Origin of the sequence: Methylotenera sp. (genome assembly GCF_036401095.1) — a bacterium.
In the GTDB taxonomy this organism is placed as follows: Bacteria; Pseudomonadota; Gammaproteobacteria; order Burkholderiales; family Methylophilaceae; genus Methylotenera.
The window spans coordinates 156,227-180,866 of record NZ_DASWWA010000003.1 but is presented as its reverse complement, the minus strand read 5'-3'; the positions used below and the strand labels follow the sequence as shown (position 1 = coordinate 180,866).

The window sequence follows — 24,640 nt, the reverse complement described above, 5'->3', positions numbered from 1 at the left end:
TTAAACTTAAGCACCATGATTCAATTCACCGATATGAACACTAAATCATTGCCAGTTCCACAAATTTAACACCAAACTTAGCGCTTGGTACGCGTCATCCGAGTTGCAAATTCATCCATTAACTTCTGATCTCTTTTTTGCTCGACTTTAGCGATTCGCTTATCTGAGCGTGAAATCAACACATCATAAGACAGCTTTTTGCGTTGGCTTTCTTGCCACAACGTACGGTGCACCTTCACCTGCTGCTCCGCAATCAACACGACATCCCTCTGTCCCGCGATGGCATGATCAAGTTTTTTAAAGAAGTTTTGGAAATTTTGATACGCCTCAGCCGTCATTCCTTTAGTAAGGTTGGCTGCCAAATTATCTTGATAGCCTTTACGATACTCCAGCAACATATCATATTTACCCTGCGCCTCATCTACAGCCTTCATGGCTTTAGCTAACGCCTCAGTTGCTAACTCAACTTCTTTAGCTGCAATTTCTTCCAACATTTTCAACACGTTGCTAGATTTTGTGGTCATAAGAGGCTCCTAATAGCGCTCATTTAGGGTCGTGTCTAACAATCAACCCAATGGAACGCCATGCATTACTGCTGCTAAAAATTGTAAACTCTCTTCCCAATCAGAACGCTCTGCAACATCTTGCTGCAAAAGCCTCTCTATTAATTCATGCTTAGAAATTGCCATATCCAGTACCGCGTCGCTGCCTGCTTCATAAGCACCTACGTTAATTAAATCCACACTACGCGCATAACGTGAATTTAGCTGTTTTAATTTACGTGCTAACTTCTGATGCTCTGGGCTCGTAATATTATGCATCGCACGGCTAATCGATTGCTCAACATCAATCGCAGGATAATGCCCACTCTCAGCCAAACTACGGCTTAATACAATATGGCCATCCAAAATCGCGCGCGCAGCATCTGCAATTGGGTCTTGTTGATCATCGCCTTCTGTCAGCACTGTGTAAAAAGCGGTAATTGAGCCCTCACCCCTACGGCCATTGCCAGCACGTTCAACCAATGCCGGTAGCTTGGCAAATACTGAAGGCGGATAACCTTTAGTAGCAGGTGGCTCACCAATCGCCAGTGCAATCTCACGTTGTGCCATGGCATAACGCGTTAATGAATCCATAATCAGCAGTACATTTTTACCTTCGTTACGAAAGCTTTCTGCAATGGTGGTTGCATAACTCGCACCCTGTAAGCGCATCAAGGCCGGAGCATCCGCAGGCGCGGCCACCACCACAGAGCGCGCCAGGCCTTCTGGACCTAAAATCTGCTCGATGAACTCCTGAACCTCGCGTCCACGCTCACCAATCAAGCCCACTACAATCACATCAGCTGTGGTATAGCGTGCCATCATGCCAAGCAGCACACTTTTACCAACGCCAGACCCTGCAAAGAGCCCCATACGTTGACCGCGCCCCACCGTTAGCATGCTATTGATAGCACGGACGCCAACATCCAAAACATCTTCTATAGGTGCGCGCATTAATGGATTCATTGGTCGCGCATTTAATGCAGAACTTTGGCTTGAGTTAATATCGCCCAAATCATCTAACGGGTTACCGGCACCATCGACTACCCTACCGAGCAAGTCAGCGCCTACCGGCAAATGTCGCGCCCTATCTGTGGCTCGACGACGGGGTGGCTGACCATGGTGTGGTTTGGGCAAGCTCTCTGCGATTTCCAATGCAAACACTTTTGCGCCAGGCGTAATACCATCTACACTACTTTGTGGCATTAATAACATGCGCTCACCGTCGAAACCAACCACCTCAGCTTCCACACGCCTGCCTTCTGCCAGCGGAACATAGCAAGCACTGCCGATTGGTAATTTAATTCCCACTGCTTCCATTACAAGCCCTGTAAGCTTGACAATACGCCCGGCGATCTCTAGCGGCTCAACGATACGCAGAATCTCTTTACAATCACGAATGTGGTTACGCCAACGCTGCTGATGCACATTTAGTTGCTTGCTATCAGCATGCTCTAGCCCCGCATCACTCATGGCAATAACCAATCATTATTTTGTGCCAATGCCTCGGTAATTCGTTTCCAGCGTGTAGCATTAGTCGCATCCACCTGATTTGCACCAGTCTCAACCAAGCAGCCACCACGCTCTATACTGCTGTCCTCATGTATTTGCCAGTGATCATTAGCAATTTCATCTGCCATGTGCGCTCGCAATAAGTGCATGTCGTCATGGTGAACTAAAATTCTAGCTGGCCGCTGAATTTGCGGTAGATAATGAATTGCATCCAAGACAACTGGAAGCAAAACTTTTTCATCTACATTCAACTTAACTTTCAACATTGACTTTGCTATATCTAGCGCCAGAGAAAGCACGTCCTCAGCAATTTGCTCGTCTGAGCTTTCCAGTGCATTACTAAATGCATTCATGAGCGTTAAAAACTGTTCTCTTTCGACTTGTGCCAACTCTCTAGCCTGAGCCATCCCGGCGGCGAAGCCTTCTTGCATGCCTTTGTTGTAGGCATCTTTACGGGTCGCTTCAAAAACCAGCGCTATATCTGCAGGATTAGCAGATGGCACTTCTTTTTTCTTAGGCAAACCAGTTGCAACCATGCCCCTGCCGCGATGGTCAAGGTCTGAGAATGAAGCCATTTCCCAGCGTTCATAGGCACTCTGCTGTTCTTTAGGTATATTGCTATTAGCCATGTGAGGCTGCCTTATACATATTGATCATCGCCACCTTTACCTGCCAACTGAATTTGCCCCTCATCGGCGAGCCTACGCACAATTTGCAGTATTTGCTTTTGCTGCGCCTCAACCTCTGAAAGTTTGACAGGGCCTTTTGATTCCAAATCTTCACGCATCATTTCAGCTGCACGAGATGACATATTTTTGAATATTTTCTCTCGCATTTCATCGGTGGTCCCTTTCAACGCAATGATAAGCGTTTCGGACTGCACCTCTCTCAATATAACCTGAATGCCCTTGTCGTCAATATCCATGATGTTATCAAACACAAACATCTCATCCATAATGCGCTGAGCCATCTCATCATCATAATTCTTAAGGCCTTCCAGCACGACAGCCTCGGTTTCGCCATTCATGAAGTTCATGATATTCGCAGCGACTTTCACGCCACCCATGGTTTGTTTCTTGATATTTTCATTGCCTGTTAACAATTTCGTCATCACGTCATTCAATTCACGCAAGGCGACTGGCTTAACGCCATCGAGCGTCGCAATGCGCAGCATCACATCTTGGCGCAAACGATCAGTAAAATGACCAAAAATCTCAGCCACTTGATCAGGCTCTAAATGCACTAAAATTGTAGCAATAATCTGTGGGTGTTCATTCTTGATAAACTCTGCCACAGTATGCGCATCCATCCATTTTAAACTCTCAATACCACTGGCATCTCGTGTTTGTAGAATGCGGTTAAGCAAACTGGACGCTTTATCATCGCCCAGCGCTTTTGTTAACACAGAGCGAATATACTCATCAGAATCTAAGCCCAAATTACTGCTCATCTCTGCCTCTGCAAGAAACTCGTTCACCACAGTCTCAACTTGCTCACGTCCCACAGACTTCAAGGTTGCCATCGCGGCACCTAACTTTTGCACTTCTTTAGGACTAAGAAACTTCATTACTTCTGCAGCTTCATCCTCACCCAAGGCCAGCATTAACACTGCACTTCTCATTACACCTGCATCACTCATCGTTTGTTACTCGTTTCCGTTGGTCCAGTTAGCCACCACACTCGCCACCATTCTAGGGTTATCTTTTGCGATCTGCTTTGCTGTTTCTATTTTCTGCGTATAGGCTGGCTTTTCAGCTGCGCTGCTACCATCAGCACTAATACTTACTACTGCATCGGGCGCTTCGCCCTGTTTAGCAGCAGCTTTAGGTGGTGAGGTTAGTTTAGTTAACAGCGGTTTTAAAACTTTGCGGTAGATAATAAACAACGCGATTACACCAACCAAAAAGCGCAGCACATCTTTCACATTTTCGATCACGCGTGGATTTTCCCAAAGCGGAATTGCTGGCAATACTTCCTGTGGCTCACCTGCAAATGGCGTGTTTACAATAGCAAGTGAGTCTCCGCGCTCTTTATTAAAGCCCATTGCCTGCATTGCAAGGTCATTAATCTGCGTTTTTTCTGCCGCAGTCAGCGCCCTATAACTCACCTTGCCCGTTTTTTTATCAACCACTGGCATGTTATTAACAACAACGGCAACATTTAGGCGCTTAACACCACCCATCGGCTGCTGCCTATAACTAACTGTTTTATCCACTTCATAGTTGGTGGTCAGGTTCTTCTCAGTATTAGTTGGCGGTGCACTATTGGTAGGCTGGCCGTTGGCATCAGCATTGGTCGCTTCTGTTGTAATTGGCGCGGTAGCGGCTGGTGGAGGCTGATTAGAAAGTGCACCAGGAACTCCAGCAGCCTCTCCATTAGCAGATTTGGTTTCATTACTTTGCATACTACGAACAGCTGCTGCATCTGGCTGCTGATTTGGCTTATAAGTCTCGGCAGCTTGCTCTTGAACAGAAAAATCAATTTCCGCGCTAGCTTCTGCGCGCACATTTTTAGGCCCAACAATTGGGCTGATAATTGACTCAACTCGCTTCACTATGCTTTGCTGAATCTCTTCAACATACTTTAACTGCTCTGGGTCTAAGTTCTTTGCACCCATTTTTTTAGTGGTATCTGAAAGTAAGTTACCATTTTGATCAACAACGGTAACATTTGTTGTAGGTAGATTAGGAACACTGCTGGCAACCAAATGCACGACAGCGCTCACTTGCTGCGCGTCTAATGTTCTGCCAGGACGTAGATTTAATAATACAGAAGCAGTAGGTTTTTGCTGATCGCGAACAAACACAGAAGGCTTAGGTATTGCTAAATGAATTCTGGCGACATCGACTGCTGCGATAGATTGAATACTGCGTTCGAGTTCACCTTCCAGACCACGCTGAAAATTCACTTGCTCAACAAACTGTGACACACCAAACTTTTGATTCTCTAACAGCTCAAAGCCGATATTACCGCCTTTAGGCAAGCCATCTGCTGCCAGCTTCAATCGCACCTGATGTACCTGCGCGGCTGGGACCATGATTGCGGTACCGCTATCAGAAAACTTATAAGGTATATTCAATTTCTCTAGTGCAGCAACAATCGCCCCACCATCTTTATCAGAGTAGTTAGAGAATAACACCCGATAATCTGGTTGCTGGCTCCACAACCAAAACACGACCATCACAGCAACGACTGCAGCAATCCCTGCTACTAAGAGCAATTTACCCCCCATCTGGGCGAATACACCAGTACTACCTTCATTCGCCAGGGCGGCGTCAGCTGCTGCCATTTAATTTCTCCATTAGACTTCTAAACACATTATTACAAATCAACGCGGTTTAACCACTAGTTAAACCACATTATGCCAATTCCATATTACATCTAACCCACGAATAGAGTGATTTTACTCTTCTTATTTACCAACTTGGTATTTGAATTAAATGTTACATTAGCAATGAGAAATTTTAGGTTAGATATTAACAGGAGGTCAATCATGAAGGCAGGTGGTATTGATTCAAGCCGAATAGAGTCTATGCTTGCGCAAATGAGGGCTGCGGCACAGCGTCCGCAAACAGAAGGTATCGCAAATTTAGCATCCCCCATCGCTGCAGATAAAAGCACTGGAAAACTGGATTTTGCAGATGCATTGAAAGCATCGCTAAATCAAGTAAACGAAGTACAGAAAAATGCTGAAACACTAGGCAAAAATTTTGCTCTAGGTGACGATAGCGTCAGCTTGTCTGACGTGATGATTGCCGGCCAGAAAGCCAACATTTCATTCCAAGCAACCATCCAAGTGCGCAACAAGTTAGTTTCCGCTTATCAGGATATTATGAGTATGCAGATTTAACCCTTAAGCAACTCATCATTGTTTTCGCCAGCTTTACCCTCTTCTAAACGATAGAGCCAAGACAAAATCTCCGCAATTGCCTGATAAAGTGCAGGGGGGATATGATCATCCAAGTCCACCTGCATAAGTAGTGCAACCAAGTCTTTAGATTCGTGCACAAAAACATCATGCTGTTTTGCTCTAGCAATAATTTGCTCCGCAATTAACCCTCGCCCTTTGGCAACAACACGCGGCGCGTAATCACCAGTAGCATATGTGAGTGCAATAGCCTGCTGATTCGGATTATGCGGCGCCTGCCGATTAGGTGCCAAGCCCAGAGTCGGATTCAAGCGTTTATTTTCATCAGCTTTATTCATATGCTGAAATAATCAAACCGTCTAATTTCAAGCCAGTACTATTAATCGCCTGAGTTAAAGCACGGCTTTTACTCCTAAGCTCATCCATGGTTGCATCTTGCTCTGCCCGTAGATTAATAGAAACGTATCCATTGATAATGGTTAATTTGGCAGCAACTACACCCAAATTTGGGAAGTCCAACTTCAGCTCGCTTACCACAGACCTTGAATCATCCCCATGCTGTTCATCAGTTCGCTCACTGCTATCTTCACCACGCGGCTCAGCATAAACATCCCAATCCATCATCTGCCCCGGCCACACCTCACCATGCCAATTGACGCGATTTTGCTCTAAAACTGCCAACTGCTGTGAAGTCAGCGCAGCTATCTGCGTCAAATTCTGATGTTGATTTTGGGGTTCTTGCATGATAGCGGCCACTGAGCGCCCGCCTTGCAGCATTTCACTTAAGTGAGACTCATAAAACAAACCGCTATTACTAATGGCTTGCTTTAATCCTTGTGCCACCATTAGTGGCTCTCTGGGACTATGCGTGACGATTGCCGTCGCTTCATACTTATTTGACACGCCATTTTTCTCGGCTTCTTGCAAATATTGTCCGATTAAACGTGCGGCTTGACTAAGCTCAGGCGCACCATCTGCGGGTACGCTGGCTTGAGGCATAAAAAAGAAAGTAGGAGCTGGCCCATCTTTGATATAACGCAGATTAATGGATTGACCAGCCTGCGCCGTATCACCCAACTCCATCTTTAACACTGCATTATCTATTTTTACCAGGTATGCTTTGTCATCTACTTTAGAAACAACTTGTGCCGCATATTCGCGGCCGATAACAAACTGCGTAGCTCTGGCACTTAACTCTTGTAATGTAGCCCCGATATTATCAGCGGCTAATACGGGTATTACTCTACCAACCGGCGCTGGACCAGGACTAATGCTTAGATTGTCTGGTAGCTTAAGCATAAGAATTACCGTTACTGACTATATGCTTGCGTCAGCCTTCTTTCTGTTTGATTAGTATTCATTAAGGCATTTAATTTTGCCATCCAAGGCGAAATTAAATTACGAATCTCACGATCATCTGCCAAAATACTTTTGATACTTGCCACTTTGCGCTTCAATGCATCCTTTGGCAAAGGCTGCGCATCTTCGATCGTTTTCAGTGTTGCAATGTGTTGCGCGCAAAAAGCCTCTAGTTCTGTAAGCGTGTCCCAATCTTCCATCTTTGCGGCATGCAGCATTTGTTGCATAATTTTAGCAACCGTCTCATAAAGCTGAATAGTATTTTGATATTCCATTACTTTAATCCCTCACTAAACTTTAGCCTGATGCGCATACCCTTGCGCAGCACCTAACCCTTGCTGGTTATTTTTTGCTTGATTCAACACCTGAGCCGTTGCTTTATTATTATCAATCGCCTCCCATGCACCCTTTAAATCTAACAACAATTTAATCACTTCCTGCACTTGCGCCGGCTCATTACGTACATTGGCAGACGCCAATTTACTGCTCATATAGGCGTAAAGTGCGTCCAGGTTTTCAGCAATCTCACCGCCAGCTTTTCTATCCAAGCTCAGTCGTAAGCCGCTTTCAATAATCATAATAGCTTTTGACAACATCGCACCTTTTTGCTCGATGTCTTTACGCTGCATACAGGCAATCGCACTATGACATGCAGAAATAGCGCCATCGTAGAGCATCACAATTAATTTAACCGGACTCGCCGCCAGCACGCCAGTTTCCACACCAACTTTAGCGTATCCGTTAACACCTTTTTGGTTTAGTCCAAACATAACGACAACCTCTTCTGTTGATTATTTTGCATTAAGTGCTGCTATTTGCTGTGTAAGGAAAGTGCTGGTAGACGACATACTTGTGAGTAGAACATCCAACCTAGCGTACTGTGCTCTGTAACGATCTTCAATTGCCGTCAAACGGGAAGTAATGCGCTCAGTTTGCGTGTCTAAACGTTTTATCGAGCTATTAATACCGTCAGTTCTCGCAGCCAAGATGCCATCGTCACTCAGCAAGCTATCTAATAGCGTACTCAACTTGGAAGCGTATCCTTGGCTAAAATTAACAGTGCCGCGTGCACCTAATGCACCACCGGCCACATTAATGGTTAAGCCTTCACTATCATCACCTAATGCGCCTCGCAACGTGGTGGTGCTACCTGTAGCAGTTGCACCGTTAATTGTCCCTTGCGCATTCAGTAAAGTAGTCCCAAGTTGCGTTACTGAAATAGCATAAGTACCCTCTTTTGTTTTAGAGGTGCTACTTACAAAACTCACTTGAGGATCTGTCGCCCTAGCGGTAGCAGCAAACAAGCTTGCAATATCATTAAAGTTGCTGCTTACAGCACTAGCGAATTTAGTGCTGTCTAAACTCAATTTACCATCGCGCTGAAAGGTCACACCAATCTGTGTCAGTGAATTGATCGAACTGCCGTTAGCCACTGCCGTATTCATCACAGCACGGATCTGATTAATCACAGAACGTGCAGTAGAGTCACCCAATAAAGCACCATTCGCCTGACCAGTTTCATCAAACTTTGTCAGGTTACGTAATGTGGTGTCTAACTTATTGAAAGCGTCTACAAAAGAAGTCACTGACGTTTTAATCGCATCTTGATTCGTTGCGACAGATAAATTCAATGCGCTGCCAGAGGTCAATCCAACTAGATTCAGGGTCACACCCTCAATTGCGTCAGTGATTGAGTTGCTGGACTTTACAATATCAATGCCATCAATTTTTAAAATAGCATTCTTAGCATCTTGCAATACGGATAAATTTTTACCGCTGCCGGCAGTTGCCTGCGGGTCATATGCCAGTTTAGATAAACCTGATGCGTCAAGATTATTTCCATCGCCATCAGTGACAGCAATTTTAAGGCTGTTAACCTCGCCGGTATCTTTTGAAGTAATCACCAAGCGATTGGTGGTGCCATCATTCACAATAGTAGCAGTCACACTAGCGTCAGCTGCGTTAATCGCATCACGTACGCCAGCCAATGTGTTGTTAGAACTATCAATTGTGATATTAAGGTCTGCTTTAGCCGCGTTCGGTGTAAAAGAACTCGCAGTAAACGGAACAGCTACTTCAGGTGTAAACGTACCGAACGAAATGGTAAGACTGCCGGTGCCAACCACATCAGAAACACTGGAAAAACCGCCAACACTTAATTTCTGGGACTTTGCTAACTGACTGACGCTGATGTCATAACTACCAACTGTTGCACTGCCACTTGAGGTAGCGGTCAGTACGCTGGTGTTACTCGATGTTACGCTCTGTGCATTGAATTTAGACAGGCTTGAAAGTGCGTTTACAGAGGTTTGGAACGTAGACAATGCACTTTTAAGCGTACCGTATGCTGAAATTTGTGATTGATATGCCGTTTTTTGTGTAGCAACTTTCGTTAAAGGAGCCTTTTCAACATTCATCAAGCTAGTAACGATGCCATTAACATCAAGGACAGAACCTATTCCTGAAGTTGTAGCCATATTGATTCTCCTCGTTAAAATTACTCGTTAAATGTTTGTCACATTTCGCACACTAAACAACACAAATACATTTAATTTAACAAGCATAGTTTATAAACAATAATTCATTTACCTAATAAAGCATCAAAATAAGCTTCTTATTACAAATTAGGCTTGTTCTCTCACTACTAGACCTTGCAATCTACCTAAAGTTTTAGAAAACGCTAAGACTTCTTCATTTGGTATTTGCCTTAATACTTTATCGGTTGCAGTATCAACAACTTGAACAATCACACGATCTGATTCTTCATCCATTTTAAACTGAACCGTTTGCAATGCTGGCGCAACAAGCTCATTCAGCTTATTGACGGCATTTGATAATGCTGTTTTGTCAACTTCCGCTGACTGCTTGATTTCTGGTTTGACACTTCCAGCTGCCTTAGCACCTGTCACCCCTGAAATGGCATTTTGGCCCCCGGCAATATTTTGCACGGCGGCCTGATTTTTTACTGCACCATAACCATCTATTGGTGTACTAAACATGATTTATCCTCCTAAAAATCCCACAGGATGATCAGTCCTGTGGGTGATAAGGGCTTTTACGCTACTAAAACTTAACCTCTTAACAGTGATAACACGTTGTTAGGTAGTGAGTTTGCTTGGGCTAACATCGCTGTACCTGCTTGTTGCAAGATTTGACCACGTGTCAAGTTAGCTGTTTCTGCCGCAAAGTCAGCATCCATGATGCGTGATTTAGCTGAAGATTGGTTTTCTACTGAAATTTGTAGGTTGCTTACTACAGATTCAAAGCGGTTTTGAATCGCACCCAGTGTTGCACGGCTAGTATTTGCAGCAGTTAGCGCAGCATCAATCGCGGTAATCGCAGTAGATGCAGAAGCCACTGATGAAACGTTACCTGTGATGGTAGCTGCAGATACAGATGCAGTAGTAATCGTATCGCCAGCATCAGCACCAACTTGGAAAGTTTGAGCAGCACCGAATACTGAAGTACCGTTGAATTTTGTAGCTGTTGAAAGACGTGAAACCTCAGCTGACAACTGTGTAAACTCAGCATCTAAGTTTGCACGGTCTGTACTTGTGTTTGTACCGTTGATTGATTGAACAGCTAGTTCACGCATACGTTGCAATGCGTCAGTTTGTTTTGACAAACCACCCTCAGCAACTTGTGCAAAAGAGATCGCGTCATTCGCGTTACGGATCGCTACTTGTTGACCACGTACTTGTGAATCCATACGTGTAGCAATTGCCAAGCCAGCAGCATCATCTTTAGAGCTGTTGATACGCAAGCCTGATGACAAACGTTGTAATGATGTGTTTAATGAACTTTGTGAAGCTGATAAGTTACGTTGTGTGTTTAATGACGCAAGGTTTGTATTGATAACTGAAGCCATGTTAATTCTCCTAATATTTAGTTAATTACAACTACATCTTATTGCCGTTAGCTTTGCAGATTCAGTTCAATTTGCGCTGCTGTTACTTCTTTTATCGGACAGTTTTTTAGAAAGTTTAGGGTCAGATTTAAATATTTTTTAAACTCTGAATTTCCTTAATTACACTTTCTTTATCAGCTGTTGAATAAGCAATCCTGATGTTTAGGATATCGGTTCAATTAGAAAAATCTTTAATATGGATTTAACTAGAATATAAATTACCATGGGAAAAATGACACATTAGATACATTTAAAATGTTGATTATTAATGTTAAATAAATAAATTTAGTCTTGACTAATCTGGCGTTCTGAATGAGATAGCAGGTTGATTATTGCACCACCTAGCCCACATAGAGCGTAGCGCTAAGGTTAAATTATCACTGATAAGCTTGGGCTGATTGAGTGCAGAATCATTAAATTTCTTGCGCAAAGCTACACGAATCTCAGATAAATATTGCAAATGTTCTGCCAAATAAATGCCTTTACTAATGAAATCGTCATGCGATTTCACTACAAACTCAGGCAAACCTAAATGCAACATCACAGCCATTGCGCCACGACTCATCAAACTCTGCCCCTCCATGCACAAAGTTGGCACCCCCATCCATGCAGCGTGGCAGGTCGTGGTCACCCCGTTGGATGGAAATGTATCTAAGCAAACATCAACTAACTCATGTAGCTTTAGATAATTCTCCATATTGCTGCGATGGTGAATAATTAGCCTATCCACACCAACTGAAAGGCTGGCAAGCTGTTTAATCACACCGTCGTAACTACCATCTTTAGGCATTGCGCCCAATAAGAGTTTTGAATTTGGTACTGCATTTAATAAACTTGCCCATAACTTAATGACACTGGGTGTGATTTTCTCCACGCGATTAAAACAGCCAAAGGTGGTAAATCCGTTATCAAGTGCAGGCAGAGCTTGTACTTCCGGTGATAATGCGAACGGAGTGAACGGTGCATTTGCTGGCAGCTGGACAATATTTTCCGTAAACTGCCGATCAAACATGCCTGACGGCAGAAGGTGCGCATCCGCCAAATAATAATCCATTGCCGTTAAACCTGTGGTGGCGAGATAGCCAAGCCAGCTAATTTGGATGGGTGCGGGTTTCATCGCAAAGCTAATTAGCCTATTGCCTGAGGTATGCCCGTCCAAATCTACGAGAATATCAATTTGATCTGCTCTAACCTTTTCAGCGAGTGCAGCATCTGTTAGTGCATCAATTTTATTCCAGTGTTTAAATTTAGGTTTAAGTCGATGCGTTACTTCATCTTCAATCGCATTGTTTGCATAAGCATGCAATACAATATCTGCCACTTGTGACAGGTGCTCAAGCACAGGCTCAAAGAAGTTTGCTAGAGAGTGCTCCCTAAAATCCGCGGATACAAAACCAACGTTCAGGCACTTAGTTAAATCAAATTGATGCGAGTGTTTTGGCCACGCCGATTTATACACAGCTTCGTACTGAGACCCAAACTTGCGGTGCTCGGCAAACAGGTCTGTAGCACTCACGATATCAGTATGTGCAAGACAAAATAATAAATTACTGTAACAGCTAGCGTAACCAGGGTTGATTTCCAATGCTTTACGGTAATAAACCACAGCCGTCGCCACATCACCCATATCTTTAGTGACGATGCCTAAATTGTTATAAGCCGCAGCGTAATCGGGCTGAAGTTTGATTGCATGCTTAAAAGCAGTTGCGGCATTCACTAAGTCGCCCTGCCCTTTCAACACCAAACCGTAATAGCAATACTCTTGCGCATCATCTTGGTTTAATGCCAAGGCATTACTCGCAGCTAACCTGGCATCCTTTTTTTGCACCAGCAGTATGTCGCTCATCATTTTCCAGCCAATGAGCCACTTTGGGTAAGTTTGCAGTAACTGTTGCAATGCCGCCTCAGCTGCTTGATAACGCTTATTTAAAAACAGTTGAATCAGCTTTTCTTGTATATGTGCAGCCGGCACTTGTTCACCGGCAACGGACGCTAATTGCAAGCTCTCGGCTTGCCGCACTGCTAGCAACTGCTCTAAATGCTGGACTGACTCGCTACCAAGACCAGCATCACGCCCATAGGTAAGTACCAGCTTGGCATCTTCATAATGGCTAGCATCAATCAAGGCGCCGATATAGCTCACCCAGTGCTGTGCTTGCTGAGGGTCATGCTCTAGTGCCGCATTAAAATAGGGTAAGCTTTCTGACGCTCGCAAGCTTTCCAGTAATAGCGACCCTAAATGGTAATTGGCTTGGGTTTGCTGAGGGTTTACCGCCAATATCGTGCGTAATAACTGCTCAGCTTCAAGCAAATCACCGGACTCGTGCAGTTGCGCCGCGCGCTGCAGGCTGTGGGTAATATCTTCAGTGTTTTGAATCATATCAATACATCCATCAGATATTACCATGCGTAGAAATTACTTAGACTTGAGTAGCTCAGCTAGCTCATTCGCTAATACCTGAGCAGTTTCTGGTTGCAGCCCATGTTGCTGACCTAGCGTTAATACATCAGAAATGGAGTGCGTAATACCGGAAAGCATCAAGGCATCGACATAGGATACCCAGTATTGCTCGACGGCTGGGTTGGACTCTACGGCAATCTCCAAACGGGGTAATGCGTCTGCCGCACTTTTCAGATTTGCCTCTATCAAGCCCAAGCCATAGTTGGCTTCCGCATGCCGCGGTTCAATATTTAATATTTCCAAATACAAGGTTTGCGCCTCTGCCAAATTGCCATTTTGCTGATGCGACTGTGCAAGGGTTAACACATCCTGAATTGCCTGCTGCATATCCTGCGTTGCCTGCTCACTTTGGTCTGTAGCAGCAGGCTGTTCTGGCAGGTATTGCCTTGCCAGACTTAACAACTGATCATCACCAATATCTGACACGCAAGCAAGTGCCCATAGATCAAAATAATCTGGCCTACAGGTGCCAACTACTTTGGCAAAGCCTGATGACTCTAAAGTGCCCAGTAACACGTTGAGTATAAAACCGCAGCGGTGTGACATGTAAAGGTTACCCTGGCTCATCGGCGGGCGGTGACCATATAAAATATCTAAGGGTGCAATTGGCCCCGCAGCAGAAATATAAGCAGGTTCAGTTAATTTACCCTGCGCCACTAACGCACAGACTGATTGCAAATCTGGGCAAGTAATCACCACAAAGCCATCAGGGCGGAGCACGCGTTTAAACTCAGCCAAAGCAATTGGCACTTCATGCGGATATAAATGCTCGATGTTATGCGATGAAAAAATAGCATCTACACTGCCTGATGGCACTGCAGACATATCAGTCATGGTACCAACTACATCCGGATTTACGGCCGGGTTAATGTCTAAACGCAATTCATTCCAACTATTGAGATCAAATCCCTGTGGGCGACTAGGCTGCTGCGTCACTGGGTCACGATAAAGAGGACCACAGCCCACATGTAAAAACGTTTTCATTCAAAAATTCTCTTTTTTAAAATTACTGCTATATAAATGGGATTAATAAAAAATTATGATTGGTTTAAGGCAGGACAAGCTGATGTTAATGCCGAGAGCACATGCTCAACATCACCCGCAGCTAAATGCGGCCCCATGGGTAAACTCAGCACTTGCTGTGCTAACCGTTCAGCAACAGGCAAGCTACCGACTTTTATATCAAGTACTTGGTAGGCCTTTTGCAAATGTGGTGGGACTGGGTAATGAATCAAGGTCTGTATGCCAGCTGACGTCAATTGCGATTGCAATGCATCACGCTCAGACGTAGTCACCACATATAAGTGCCACACCGGATCTGCCCACGTTGGCACTTGAGGCAACCCTAATGCTAAACCACCCAAGGCTTGGCTATAAGTTTTTGCGATCGCCTGACGACGTTGATTCCATACATCAAGATGCTTGAGTTTCACCGAAAGCGCTGCCGCCTGAATTGGATCCAATCGGCTATTGACGCCACGCTCTTCATTGTAATATTTAACAGCCGAGCCATAATTACCTAACTCGCGCACCCTTGATGCAATGGCTTCGTTATTGGTAGTAATGGCGCCACCATCACCCAATGCACCTAAATTTTTCCCCGGGTAAAAACTCCAAGCAACAACATCACCATGGCTACCAATTTTTTTGCCGCGTACTTTAGCACCGTGTGCTTGTGCCGCATCTTCAACCACGGCTATGCCATGTTTTTTAGCCAACGCACAAATCGCATCCATATCTACAGGCATGCCATATAAATGCACCGGCATGATAGCCTTGGTACGAGGTGTAATAAAACGCTCGATGCTAGCAACGTCAATGTTATAGCTACCTTCTGCCGGCTCAACAGAAATCGGTTTAGCGCCCACAGCGCTCACAGCTAGCCATGTAGCAATAAAGGTGTGCGAAGGAACAATCACCTCATCACCCGCGCCTATATCTAACGCACGCAATGCCAGCGTTAAGGCGTCTAAGCCATTACCTACACCTACACAGTATTGGGCTTCAGTATAAGCAGCGAAATCTGCTTCAAAGCATTCTACTTCACTGCCGCCTATATACCAGCCGGAGCGGCTAGCTCTAAGCACGGCAGCATCTAGTTCATGCCCCAACTCACTATAAGCGGCTTTAAGATCTAAAAATGGTACACGCATCTCGCTCAATTACTTTACCCATCTGGCTTTCATAAAGTCATCATAATTACGATAGTAGTCGTCTTCACTATATTTATTAGAAGCTAAGACCATCAACACCGAGCCTGATGAAAAATTATCCATTTCTCGCCAAATCATGGGGCATACATATAAGCCGTAATAAGAGCGTGCTAGGTGAAATTTCTTTTTATCTTTACCGTCATCCAGCGTAATGTCAAAACTACCGGACATTGCAATAATCAACTGATGCAACCCTTTATGCGCATGCCCACCGCGGTCTGAGCCACCAGGCACATCATAAACATAATACACGCGCTCTATACCAAAAGGGATGTGGTTATTACTTTCCACAAAAGACAAATTACCACGTGGCTCGTGGATTTTGGGAAGTTCAATGATTCTGCAGTCTTCTAATGGCATAATAATCTCATACTTCTTTATAATTTTTTTAAACACCTGATTAATCGAGTTTTAACTTAATCACTCACTTTTGATACCACACGCTGTTAACCAAACTCAACATTGCAACTAAACATTCGACCTCGCCGTACAGAGTGCATCAACGATTAAAAAGCGGCACTGTAGAATCATACGACATAACGACAGAATATCTTTTTATACCTATTGAATATTTCTAACGTTAAGTCTGAACTTGATATATTTCCAAGTCATCTGCTGAATCAACCTCGCCCCATGGCAGTTCATAAGGAACAGCATCAACAGCAACACGCCCTGCCTGAATGACCATTTGCAAAGTACCTGTCATATGCATACGGTCGCGCTCTGGTTGCGTTAAACCATCGCGAATTCTAACAACCTCACCCCATCCTTCCGGCGTGAAACGTAAAAGCCCCATATACTGCCCCTGCACTTCATCTACAGACTTTGGCTTTTCACCGATTTCAGCCAGCGTATTATCAGGGTTCAGCTTAAATGTTTCAGCATCCACCAGAGGGTCATCAAAGCGTTGCTGCCAGAGCTTTAACCACCCTGGGTCGTAAGTCACTGCCAAACGATGATTCACATCTATCAGAGACTTTACGGCAGAGGCCTCATAAAAAATATCAGAATAACTAACAATACAGGGTTCATTCTTTAGCCATTCATCGGCACTTGTTAATGACGAAACCATATTAGTTTCAGCCCAGCGAGGGTTGTGGAACTCGACTAGACCGTAAGATGCCAATAGCTCGCGTCTGTAGCCAGTAACGATAGCTATTTCACTAACGCCTGCTTTCCGCAATGCTTGCAACTGCCATTCCAGCAGCGTCTTGCCACGCAGCTCAACTAAACATTTTGGCCTCTGATCTGTCAGGTCTTTCATGCGGCTACCACGGCCAGCGGCTAGGATAATGGCTTTCATTTAAACAATGCTTTCAAACAATCAATATCAATAGTATTAAATGGTGCTTCCCGCTCAGGATGCCACATCCAGCCTTCCCATTGTAGGGCGGTATGCTTAATTGCTTCAATTTCACCATCTTCGGCATACGCTGTCACCACAAAATCTTGAGGACACTCAGCCAAACTATACCGGTGGAAGCTATTTACCTCATGTGTAAAGTCCCCTTGCAGTGCATGCCGTTGACGTACATGTCCATCCACAAGCTTCAAGCTGATACCCTTATGTGCAGCCATCATTTGCATGCCTCTACATACACCAAGTACAGGTATCTTGTATTCTGCCGCCCATGCCAAAAGCTGATGCTCTGTTTCATCTCGCATAGGTGACACGCCAAAATCCTCACCGCCAGAAAGAATCAATCGGTTAATGCCCCATTGCTCGCAGTAAGACTTGATTGAATCTCTCCCGACATTTGGCAATGGCATCCAAATCGCTTCTGGCAATGCTGTATTAAGAAAACTCGCCCAAACACTAGCTAAAGCATCTCGCGGCTCATCATAGCCTTCAGCCTGCAGTATGCGCATTGTGATGCCAATACGAAGCTTACTAGTTGACATACAACGGCCTTAATATTTTATCTGCACAGTTCAATTCAACACTTTCTGCTTGCAACACACGTTGAAAGATTTGATCGCCACAACCAATCGCTGCCGGCAAACCTAATTCAGCACAGCGAACTGCCATATGAGAATTTGCCCCGCCAAAACGTGTGATTAATGCCATAGGCTCTTTCGTAAATATCCAATCGAATCCTGGGTCTGCATTTTCAATACAAATAATGCAGTTCTTGATATTAACGGTTGTTGGTGTATTCGCCTCAAGTTGAAAAACACGTCCAGATGCTGCGCCTAGCCCAATAAAGTTTGGAACACTACGATTAAGTGTCGCTACATAAATATCCTGCACACCATAGACGATATGACCCAGTCGGAACGCATGTGCTGCAGACATAGTGCCACGTGCGGATTCTGCAATATCAAGATAATATCTATCGACATCATCCATCACTGGCTGAGTAAGACTTTTCACGATTTGTGGCCATTCCAAATAGGAAATATCATCTCGCGATAAACCATATGACTCACCCCATCGTACGATTTCAGATAAGGCATCAGACAAACTTCTAGTAAACACAAATTTTACATACTCACGTGCAGCAATCGCTTTTTCTGCGTACCTCAATAACATCTCGGGATTAAGCGAGCCAAAACCAGCCTCATGCAGTAACGAATCTATACGCGTACTTTCTGTATCAGATAACTTAAACTCTGGACGAGATATGCTCACAGGCATCGCCATTGCATCTACAAACAAATCATCACGCTCATCATATCTTAGCGAAGTCACCTCATAGGTTCCTGGGCGTAAATGGCCATATTTATTAAAGAATGAAAGCCGAGAGAACTGACCATTACAAACCTGAGCATATTCATCAAGCATACTGCCTGTAATGGTCTGGATACTGCGCTTAAACTCGGTTAATCGTTGATCACTCAGTGCTCCTCGTCTCACTGCTGAGCGCAATAACGCCTCTGCAATAAAAGCATGACGAGCAACTACGGCAAAAGAAGATGTACCAAACTCCTTACATTTTGTTAGCAGAAACTCAGCTCTAGCAAGATGCACATAGCCTTCATCATTTACTCTTCCCATCTCCAGACGCTCTAGCTGTTCTGTAGACCTCAGAGCCAAATATAAAGTATTGTCCGGATGACTCGCTAAACACTGATGAGTAAGCTCGGTTAACGCTTTCCGATACTCCTCAAATTCATCATCATTGAGCAATGCTGGATACCTTGCCTTAAAGTCTTCAGTAAAAAAGAAATCAAGGCAAGTGGGGACTATTTCGAACTCCACCTTGTCATGAAACTCAGGAAATGCTTCCAACCTATCAAGCCATGCATTAACAAGCTTCTCCCCTACCGCCTCAGAGATACTTGCAGGTAAGAAAGAATTAAAACTGTTACGCACATCTATATAAGGGTGGCTGTTGATGAGCAACATCAATTCGGCAGAATCTAGTGCTCTGTACCCCATGCTAGCTCGTGCATTACGCCAAACCGACTTGGTAATCAACTCTCGATATAACGATGCTGCCAAGGGCTTGGGGGTCGTACCAATAATCTCAGCGGGGTTCCAGTCTGGCATCACAGCAAGAATAGTGCGTTCGCCCAAAATGCCATCGCGCCGCTTTGATAAATTTCTTACATAATCTTCAACATGTGCTAATTGCCTTTTCACACGACGCTCAGTCACTGGGTGCCAATGTCGCGCAAGGGCGATTCGCCTCACTTGAAAAAGAAACAGTTGCCCAGCCTTATTCATACCAAACTCAATATCTAAAGCTGCACACTTACAAATAGCTTCTAGCTCTCTAGCCAGGCTTAAAAATTGTGCGATTCTAGGTGACCTAATTAAACTGCTATGGGCATCGCGATAAACAAATAAGCTTTTATGAATTCCGTTTCCACTGGTAACAACATCGGTACGTCCGCTCTCATCATCAAAATCAATACAGAAGTAAGGCGCACCATTCACCATGTCAAATGTCATGATGACGCCGCTTACTTCAATATCACTAATCATTGGCTGTACAAGCACCTGATCGCGAGGGTTGCCTGACATGGACTGCAATACTTGCTCAATGGCCAATGTCAGCTCATCACAATCTCCACTATGTACATTTAGGTTACTTAAAAACGCACCCGCCATTGAACTATTAGCGCCATCTTCATTTAACCCACTAGACCTCACGGCCAAAGTACTATTGCCAAATTGTTGATGAATCTCATCTAGGATGGCTAATTTTGCTGTTGACCATTGATCTCGCGTGAAGAAATATATCTCTGGAACTAACGCTTCAGTGACCAAATCTTTAAGATTCCACAGCGTTTCCGCTTTGGTACCAAATTTAAACGCCTGAGATACCTCTATTTTGTTCATGATGCATTATCTTTCTTCAACGACAATATCGCTAGGTGCTTCAGAATGGGATGAATAACATAGTATGTATCACCTTCATCTAGATGCTGGTCAAAAAGTGAAGGAAACTCACCAGCACTAATATAATTACGCAAAACTTCCACCAATAAATCCGCACGTATCGCTGCATCATAAACACGATCAACATCCATACTAAAAGGCGGGATAGGATAATGTTTCTGTGCCACTACTGGCCCTGTATCAATCATACGATCAAGAAATAATGCCGTCACGCCCGGTTGCTCTTTTTTTAGCAACGCATAATAAAGGGTGGTACTGCCCCGATACTGCGGCAGCCAACCGGAATGCATATGCAGGAACTTTGGCGCCAATGCCAGCGTATGTTCAGACACAATCTGGCCACCAACACCTGAATAAATAATAACAGAAGGCTCGGCATCCAAGATGCAGCTTGCACACTCTTCTGAGTTTACATCGACTGAACTGCATCGGCTTATCTCTATATTTGCTCGATCGCATGTTTGGCTAATAGATTCAGAGAGATTCGGTAACAAAACCCCATGCCAACTAGTATTGGCTAAGCTCTGCTGCTCTAATGAAGGCGTTTCACCCAGTAAAATAACCTTTTCAGGATACAAGCCATTAGCAATCAACGCTTGAATATAAGCCTGAGAACGTGCTGTCTGCGCGGCTAATAACAAAATGCCTTTAAGTTTTATAGGCACAGGTTCAGCTAAAGCTAGGCCACTCTGTCCAATGGCGGCACTTTCCTCGATAGGCTGCCTCTCTAACTTTAAACAAAGCTCATCAACATGCCCTCGCTCTGATACAGCTAAGCTTTGCACGCGACTGCTTTGCGACTCACTTAATTGCCCATACGCAGCCGTCAAGGTATCCATGATCTTAAGCAAGGCGTTTAAATAGGGTAACGACAAAGTAATGGCGTAGGCCAAATTCAAGACTTCTGCAAACCGAACGTAACGGCTCCAGTTTTTATAGTCCGTTGCGTCAACAGGCCTCCAATTAAAATTGTAACGACTATGAAGCCGTTTACTCACCTCAAAGCGCTGTACTAGCCTATTTAAGGTTTGAATGGTTTGATGACCAGTATGATGTTCTGACATTTTTTTGTGCAGCACGTCGATCATGTGCATGGTAGGAGAGCTATCTAAATCACTCGCAGCAGTATCAATAGCGTGCTTTTCAGCAAGCGCCTGCTCACGCTGCGTATGCCATGCTGTTAGAAATGCTTTGTCATGAAACTTTGTATAAAAATAGGTGTTCCTATTTTCCAATAAATCGCCTGAGGCGTAGTCATAAGAAACTGTGTGATTCAAATCAACCCCGCTTGCTCAAGAATGCTTGAGGCTAACTCTTTAATAGTGGCATCATTTTTTGAGGTGTCTATCGTCATGTCTGAGCCAACCGGACGCTCATGGGGAATGTCGATACCCACAACATTCTTTACCTCACCTCTTGCCGCTGACGCATACATCCCTTTTACATCACGCGTCATCAAAACCTCTAAGGGGGCGTCCATAAAAATCTCAAAATATTGACTAAAACGCTTTCTATTTTCTAAGCGCATATCCGGGAAAATCGACAAAATACAACACACGACATGAATACCCTGACTATCCAACATTTCGCATAATGCTACAATTCTTTCAGCATTAATGCGGCGCCCTTGAACCGTGTATGGCTCGTCACCTCGATCATGTGCAAATACCTTACGGATCTCATCGCCATCCAGCAACACAGTATTTGGTTTAATCTCGCGCAGTTGCCTTGCTACCTCATTTCCCAATGTACTTTTACCAGACCCCGAAAGACCTATTAACCAAATTACCATCAGTGGCTTCCGCCTTTCTCAACCATGTGTTTCAAATTAAGTAATGCATTTGCAGCCACGCTGGAAGAAAAGCCATAATAAGGTGCAAAATAACGTTTTCTTAATACATGTCGCATAGACCGCTGCTGCTCCCAAATTGAAGGGTCCGCTAACAGTTTAGCAATAGCTACATCTGCAGGGTTCACATTGACAAGATGTTTCCTGATCGTAATATCAGGTGAGTCTTTACCGGTTAACTCATCATCAATTGCTCCTTCTACATTTAGCAATATAAAGTTTTTATCAGCATAGATTCCTGCTAGAGGCGGCCCACCGTAATCAAACAACATAAAATCAGCAAGCTGATACAGTGGTAAATTGTCACTGCTGTCTGTAATTACATGTGTAAAGTAATGCTGCTGCAGAGCAGCCACCCGCTCTGGCTCACTCTCTGGCATTAATGGATGCAATTTTATAATGACATTATATTGATCAGTAAGCGCACTGATTTCTGCATCAAAATGCGTGACAGAAGACAATGTTTTCCATGTTGGCAACCAAACCACAGTTTTTTTCAACGGGTCGCAACCGTATCTTGAATGCAAGTCAGCTTTGTCTAATTGCTGCGTAAAATATCGATCAAACCTTGGATACCCCATTTGCACCACTACAGCGTCAGTACTCTCTGAAAATATGCCCGCATGATATGGCCCAAAACATAAAATTACATCGTAAAGACTGTTCCATTCTGATAAATTCCAGCCAGACTTTCCTGCTGCATACATAAATCGAACGTTAATATTCGCTAATTGCTTTATTAAAGGTGAGCCAGATAAATTAATTGGGTGATTGGAAACTAAATACTGATATTTGGAGTTTGCATGGATAACCTCATTAGCTTTTACTACATGACATTTCCATGGAGCAAAGAAAGCTAAGTCCGTCGTCTCTGCATCACCGCACAGCACAACATCAAAACTACCTTCTGGCATTAAATCCCATACACAAGCATAGTGATTAACCAGTTCAAGTGTATGCACTAAAAACCCAATACGATTTATATCAAAACTACGCGTAAATTCTGCCGCTAACTTTTTGGCCATGCCAGCGCTAAGACCATACTTCATACCCAACTCCAAAGCATCCACTGCACTATCAATTGCACCTGACTGCATGAGTGTTGTGATATAACTTACCCAATATTGCTCTTGCTCAGGCTTTGCCATCACCGCACGCTCAAATCTAGCCAAAGCAATAGATGCATTTTGAGTGTGCGCTTCAATGACACCTAAACCGTAATTAGCTTCAGCATGTTCGGGCTCTATTTCTAGCACCTCTAAATACAAGCCTACAGCCTGCTTGATACGCCCAGCTTGGTAGTGCTCTTTTGCAGTGGTTAACGCTTCCTCAAGCACAGGATTGATAATAGGCTGATGCTCTAGATACAACCCAAAGCTCTCAAGCGCTGACACAAGCGCCTGAAGGCTAATCTCGAAATCTGCATGGTTAATATCATTCCAATTGCCAGTATCAACGACCTTACCTAAGACATAAGCTAGCTGGTGTCCAACGGCAAAAGCAATATTACTGAAATACCAATAATTGACGACTTTAGCGTCATTCATTAATACAATAACTTTTGCGCCCTCTGGTGCCCAGATCATATTTAATAAGGCAGCACCTGATGCCGCCACAATATATTTTGCTTTACTAAAAGCTCTGATTTGTTCGGTAAAACTTAAAGTGCTAGGGTCAATGCTGACAAAACCCTCTGACTCTAATTTATGCTGAATTGCAGCTTCATTCACCACAGAGCGTGCGTGATATTGCCTACCTGAGAATCTCTTAATGAAAATTCTTTCTGGAGCCGATTCACATTTTTCTTGAGCCACTAATGTCAGAAAAGTATTTCTAGTTGCGACTAAAGCATCGGGGTGAAAAATGGCATGCTGTGGCTCAGCCAGTTGATATAGGGCATCCGAAGAGATAGCATTGGGTCGCTGAAATACGATATTTGCCACGGGGCTCACCCACAACCCTTCAGGGAAGGTATTTAACGACATGGCATCTACTTTAACGAGCTGGTCTTCTGTCACCCCCAATAAAAAAAGTGCCTCTAACATACTGGGGTATGATCTTAAGTCAACCACTATTTTATAGGCCGATAAGTCAAGACCTTGCTCTTTTAGCAATACAAGCTGAGGTAAAAATTCAGTCATCCAGTGGGCATAGTTATATGATCCATTGCCAACCAGATTGATAACGCTACATGTGTAATTGTGTCGCTCTTTTATATTGCGATAGCCGATCATATTTTGATCCTGCTTAATATAACAACTCAATGTAGCTTGTTCTGAGGTTTCCCAATATTCTGTAGAAAAATATTGATGGCAGATGCTTTTATTCTGAATAATGGGGAAAGCTGCGCCGCCTATCAGCTTAAAATCACTAACTACAGCACAATAAATTGCAGGATGCGTTAAGGCATGCGACTCAAATACATCTGCATTTGAGCACGCCTCTCCAAACATGGGAATCGCAGGCGTAACGTAGGTAACTTGCTCTTTTAACTTTATACCGCCAAATTTAGCAACAGTGTCATCAACAGTCCCCAGCTCAAAAATCTCAAATTTTGATTTATCTACATGATTACTCATTT

23 protein-coding genes are annotated in these 24,640 nt (G+C 44.0%); 1 reads left to right on the top strand and 22 read right to left on the bottom strand.

The genetic code is table 11. The annotated features are described in order from the left end of the window. Nucleotides 1-77: 77 nt before the first annotated feature. The 5 genes from fliJ to fliF are packed head-to-tail and all read right to left on the bottom strand — an operon-like array spanning nucleotide 78 to nucleotide 5,343. A complete protein-coding gene (gene fliJ, locus VGD82_RS02645) occupies nucleotides 78-524 on the bottom strand; it encodes a flagellar export protein FliJ (RefSeq protein ID WP_331018912.1) in 447 nt (148 codons plus the stop codon). 42 nt (nucleotides 525-566) lie between these two features. After that, complete coding sequence (gene fliI / locus VGD82_RS02640) at nucleotides 567-2,015, bottom strand: flagellar protein export ATPase FliI (RefSeq protein WP_331018911.1); 1,449 nt, start codon at nucleotides 2,013-2,015, stop codon at nucleotides 567-569. Beyond that, nucleotides 2,012-2,683, bottom strand: coding sequence for a flagellar assembly protein FliH (locus VGD82_RS02635; protein WP_331018910.1), 672 nt, complete (start codon nucleotides 2,681-2,683; stop codon nucleotides 2,012-2,014). Before VGD82_RS02635 ends, fliI begins: the two co-directional genes overlap by 4 nt. A gap of 11 nt (nucleotides 2,684-2,694) precedes the next feature. Then, a complete protein-coding gene (gene fliG / locus VGD82_RS02630; protein ID WP_331018909.1) occupies nucleotides 2,695-3,693 on the bottom strand; it encodes a flagellar motor switch protein FliG in 999 nt (332 codons plus the stop codon). Between the two features lie 6 nt (nucleotides 3,694-3,699). Beyond that, complete coding sequence (fliF, locus tag VGD82_RS02625; RefSeq protein WP_331018908.1) at nucleotides 3,700-5,343, bottom strand: flagellar basal-body MS-ring/collar protein FliF; 1,644 nt, start codon at nucleotides 5,341-5,343, stop codon at nucleotides 3,700-3,702. A gap of 204 nt (nucleotides 5,344-5,547) precedes the next feature. Here fliF and fliE point away from each other — a divergent pair, with 204 nt between their 5' ends. Then, nucleotides 5,548-5,904, top strand: coding sequence for a flagellar hook-basal body complex protein FliE (gene fliE, locus VGD82_RS02620; RefSeq protein ID WP_331018907.1), 357 nt, complete (start codon nucleotides 5,548-5,550; stop codon nucleotides 5,902-5,904). Here fliE and VGD82_RS02615 read toward each other — a convergent pair. From VGD82_RS02615 to VGD82_RS02535, 17 genes are all read right to left on the bottom strand, one after another. Next, nucleotides 5,901-6,260: an EscU/YscU/HrcU family type III secretion system export apparatus switch protein gene (locus VGD82_RS02615; RefSeq protein WP_331018906.1), complete on the bottom strand. Its 360-nt coding sequence runs from the start codon at nucleotides 6,258-6,260 to the stop codon at nucleotides 5,901-5,903. The two genes, fliE and VGD82_RS02615, sit on opposite strands and share 4 nt — an antisense overlap. Next, nucleotides 6,253-7,221 carry a flagellar hook-length control protein FliK gene (locus tag VGD82_RS02610; protein ID WP_331018905.1) on the bottom strand — a complete coding sequence of 323 codons (969 nt, stop codon included), beginning with the start codon at nucleotides 7,219-7,221 and terminating at the stop codon, nucleotides 6,253-6,255. The genes VGD82_RS02615 and VGD82_RS02610 overlap by 8 nt, the downstream gene beginning before the upstream one ends. An 11-nt stretch (nucleotides 7,222-7,232) precedes the next feature. Beyond that, complete coding sequence (locus tag VGD82_RS02605) at nucleotides 7,233-7,556, bottom strand: flagellar protein FliT (protein WP_331018904.1); 324 nt, start codon at nucleotides 7,554-7,556, stop codon at nucleotides 7,233-7,235. A gap of 15 nt (nucleotides 7,557-7,571) precedes the next feature. Beyond that, nucleotides 7,572-8,051: a flagellar export chaperone FliS gene (fliS, locus tag VGD82_RS02600; RefSeq protein ID WP_331018903.1), complete on the bottom strand. Its 480-nt coding sequence runs from the start codon at nucleotides 8,049-8,051 to the stop codon at nucleotides 7,572-7,574. Between the two features lie 21 nt (nucleotides 8,052-8,072). Beyond that, nucleotides 8,073-9,758: a flagellar filament capping protein FliD gene (gene fliD / locus VGD82_RS02595; protein ID WP_331018902.1), complete on the bottom strand. Its 1,686-nt coding sequence runs from the start codon at nucleotides 9,756-9,758 to the stop codon at nucleotides 8,073-8,075. Nucleotides 9,759-9,905: 147 nt separating this feature from the next. After that, nucleotides 9,906-10,280 carry a flagellar protein FlaG gene (locus VGD82_RS02590; RefSeq protein ID WP_331018901.1) on the bottom strand — a complete coding sequence of 125 codons (375 nt, stop codon included), beginning with the start codon at nucleotides 10,278-10,280 and terminating at the stop codon, nucleotides 9,906-9,908. 71 nt (nucleotides 10,281-10,351) lie between these two features. Continuing rightward, entirely contained in the window at nucleotides 10,352-11,149 is a 798-nt protein-coding gene (locus VGD82_RS02585) for a flagellin (protein WP_135277445.1), read from the bottom strand. A 334-nt stretch (nucleotides 11,150-11,483) separates the two neighbouring features. Then, nucleotides 11,484-13,568, bottom strand: coding sequence for a tetratricopeptide repeat protein (locus VGD82_RS02580; protein ID WP_331018900.1), 2,085 nt, complete (start codon nucleotides 13,566-13,568; stop codon nucleotides 11,484-11,486). Between the two features lie 36 nt (nucleotides 13,569-13,604). After that, the gene (locus VGD82_RS02575) at nucleotides 13,605-14,633 is read right to left on the bottom strand and encodes a methyltransferase domain-containing protein (RefSeq protein WP_331018899.1); all 1,029 of its coding nucleotides are present in this window, start codon (nucleotides 14,631-14,633) and stop codon (nucleotides 13,605-13,607) included. Between the two features lie 53 nt (nucleotides 14,634-14,686). Continuing rightward, nucleotides 14,687-15,802, bottom strand: a complete 1,116-nt coding sequence (locus VGD82_RS02570) for a DegT/DnrJ/EryC1/StrS family aminotransferase (protein WP_331019273.1) — start codon at nucleotides 15,800-15,802, stop codon at nucleotides 14,687-14,689. A gap of 9 nt (nucleotides 15,803-15,811) precedes the next feature. Further along, nucleotides 15,812-16,222, bottom strand: coding sequence for an FdtA/QdtA family cupin domain-containing protein (locus VGD82_RS02565; protein ID WP_331018898.1), 411 nt, complete (start codon nucleotides 16,220-16,222; stop codon nucleotides 15,812-15,814). Nucleotides 16,223-16,442: 220 nt separating this feature from the next. Continuing rightward, complete coding sequence (locus VGD82_RS02560) at nucleotides 16,443-17,165, bottom strand: phosphocholine cytidylyltransferase family protein (protein ID WP_331018897.1); 723 nt, start codon at nucleotides 17,163-17,165, stop codon at nucleotides 16,443-16,445. Next, a complete protein-coding gene (locus VGD82_RS02555; protein WP_331018896.1) occupies nucleotides 17,162-17,764 on the bottom strand; it encodes a gamma-glutamyl-gamma-aminobutyrate hydrolase family protein in 603 nt (200 codons plus the stop codon). The genes VGD82_RS02560 and VGD82_RS02555 overlap by 4 nt, the downstream gene beginning before the upstream one ends. Next, nucleotides 17,754-20,150, bottom strand: a complete 2,397-nt coding sequence (locus VGD82_RS02550) for a PEP-utilizing enzyme (protein ID WP_331018895.1) — start codon at nucleotides 20,148-20,150, stop codon at nucleotides 17,754-17,756. The genes VGD82_RS02555 and VGD82_RS02550 overlap by 11 nt, the downstream gene beginning before the upstream one ends. Beyond that, nucleotides 20,147-21,487, bottom strand: coding sequence for a formyltransferase family protein (locus VGD82_RS02545; protein WP_331018894.1), 1,341 nt, complete (start codon nucleotides 21,485-21,487; stop codon nucleotides 20,147-20,149). Before VGD82_RS02545 ends, VGD82_RS02550 begins: the two co-directional genes overlap by 4 nt. Next, the gene (locus VGD82_RS02540) at nucleotides 21,484-22,002 is read right to left on the bottom strand and encodes an adenylyl-sulfate kinase (RefSeq protein ID WP_331018893.1); all 519 of its coding nucleotides are present in this window, start codon (nucleotides 22,000-22,002) and stop codon (nucleotides 21,484-21,486) included. Before VGD82_RS02540 ends, VGD82_RS02545 begins: the two co-directional genes overlap by 4 nt. After that, nucleotides 22,002-24,638 carry a glycosyltransferase 61 family protein gene (locus tag VGD82_RS02535; RefSeq protein WP_331018892.1) on the bottom strand — a complete coding sequence of 879 codons (2,637 nt, stop codon included), beginning with the start codon at nucleotides 24,636-24,638 and terminating at the stop codon, nucleotides 22,002-22,004. Before VGD82_RS02535 ends, VGD82_RS02540 begins: the two co-directional genes overlap by 1 nt. Between the last annotated feature and the right edge of the window lie 2 nt (nucleotides 24,639-24,640).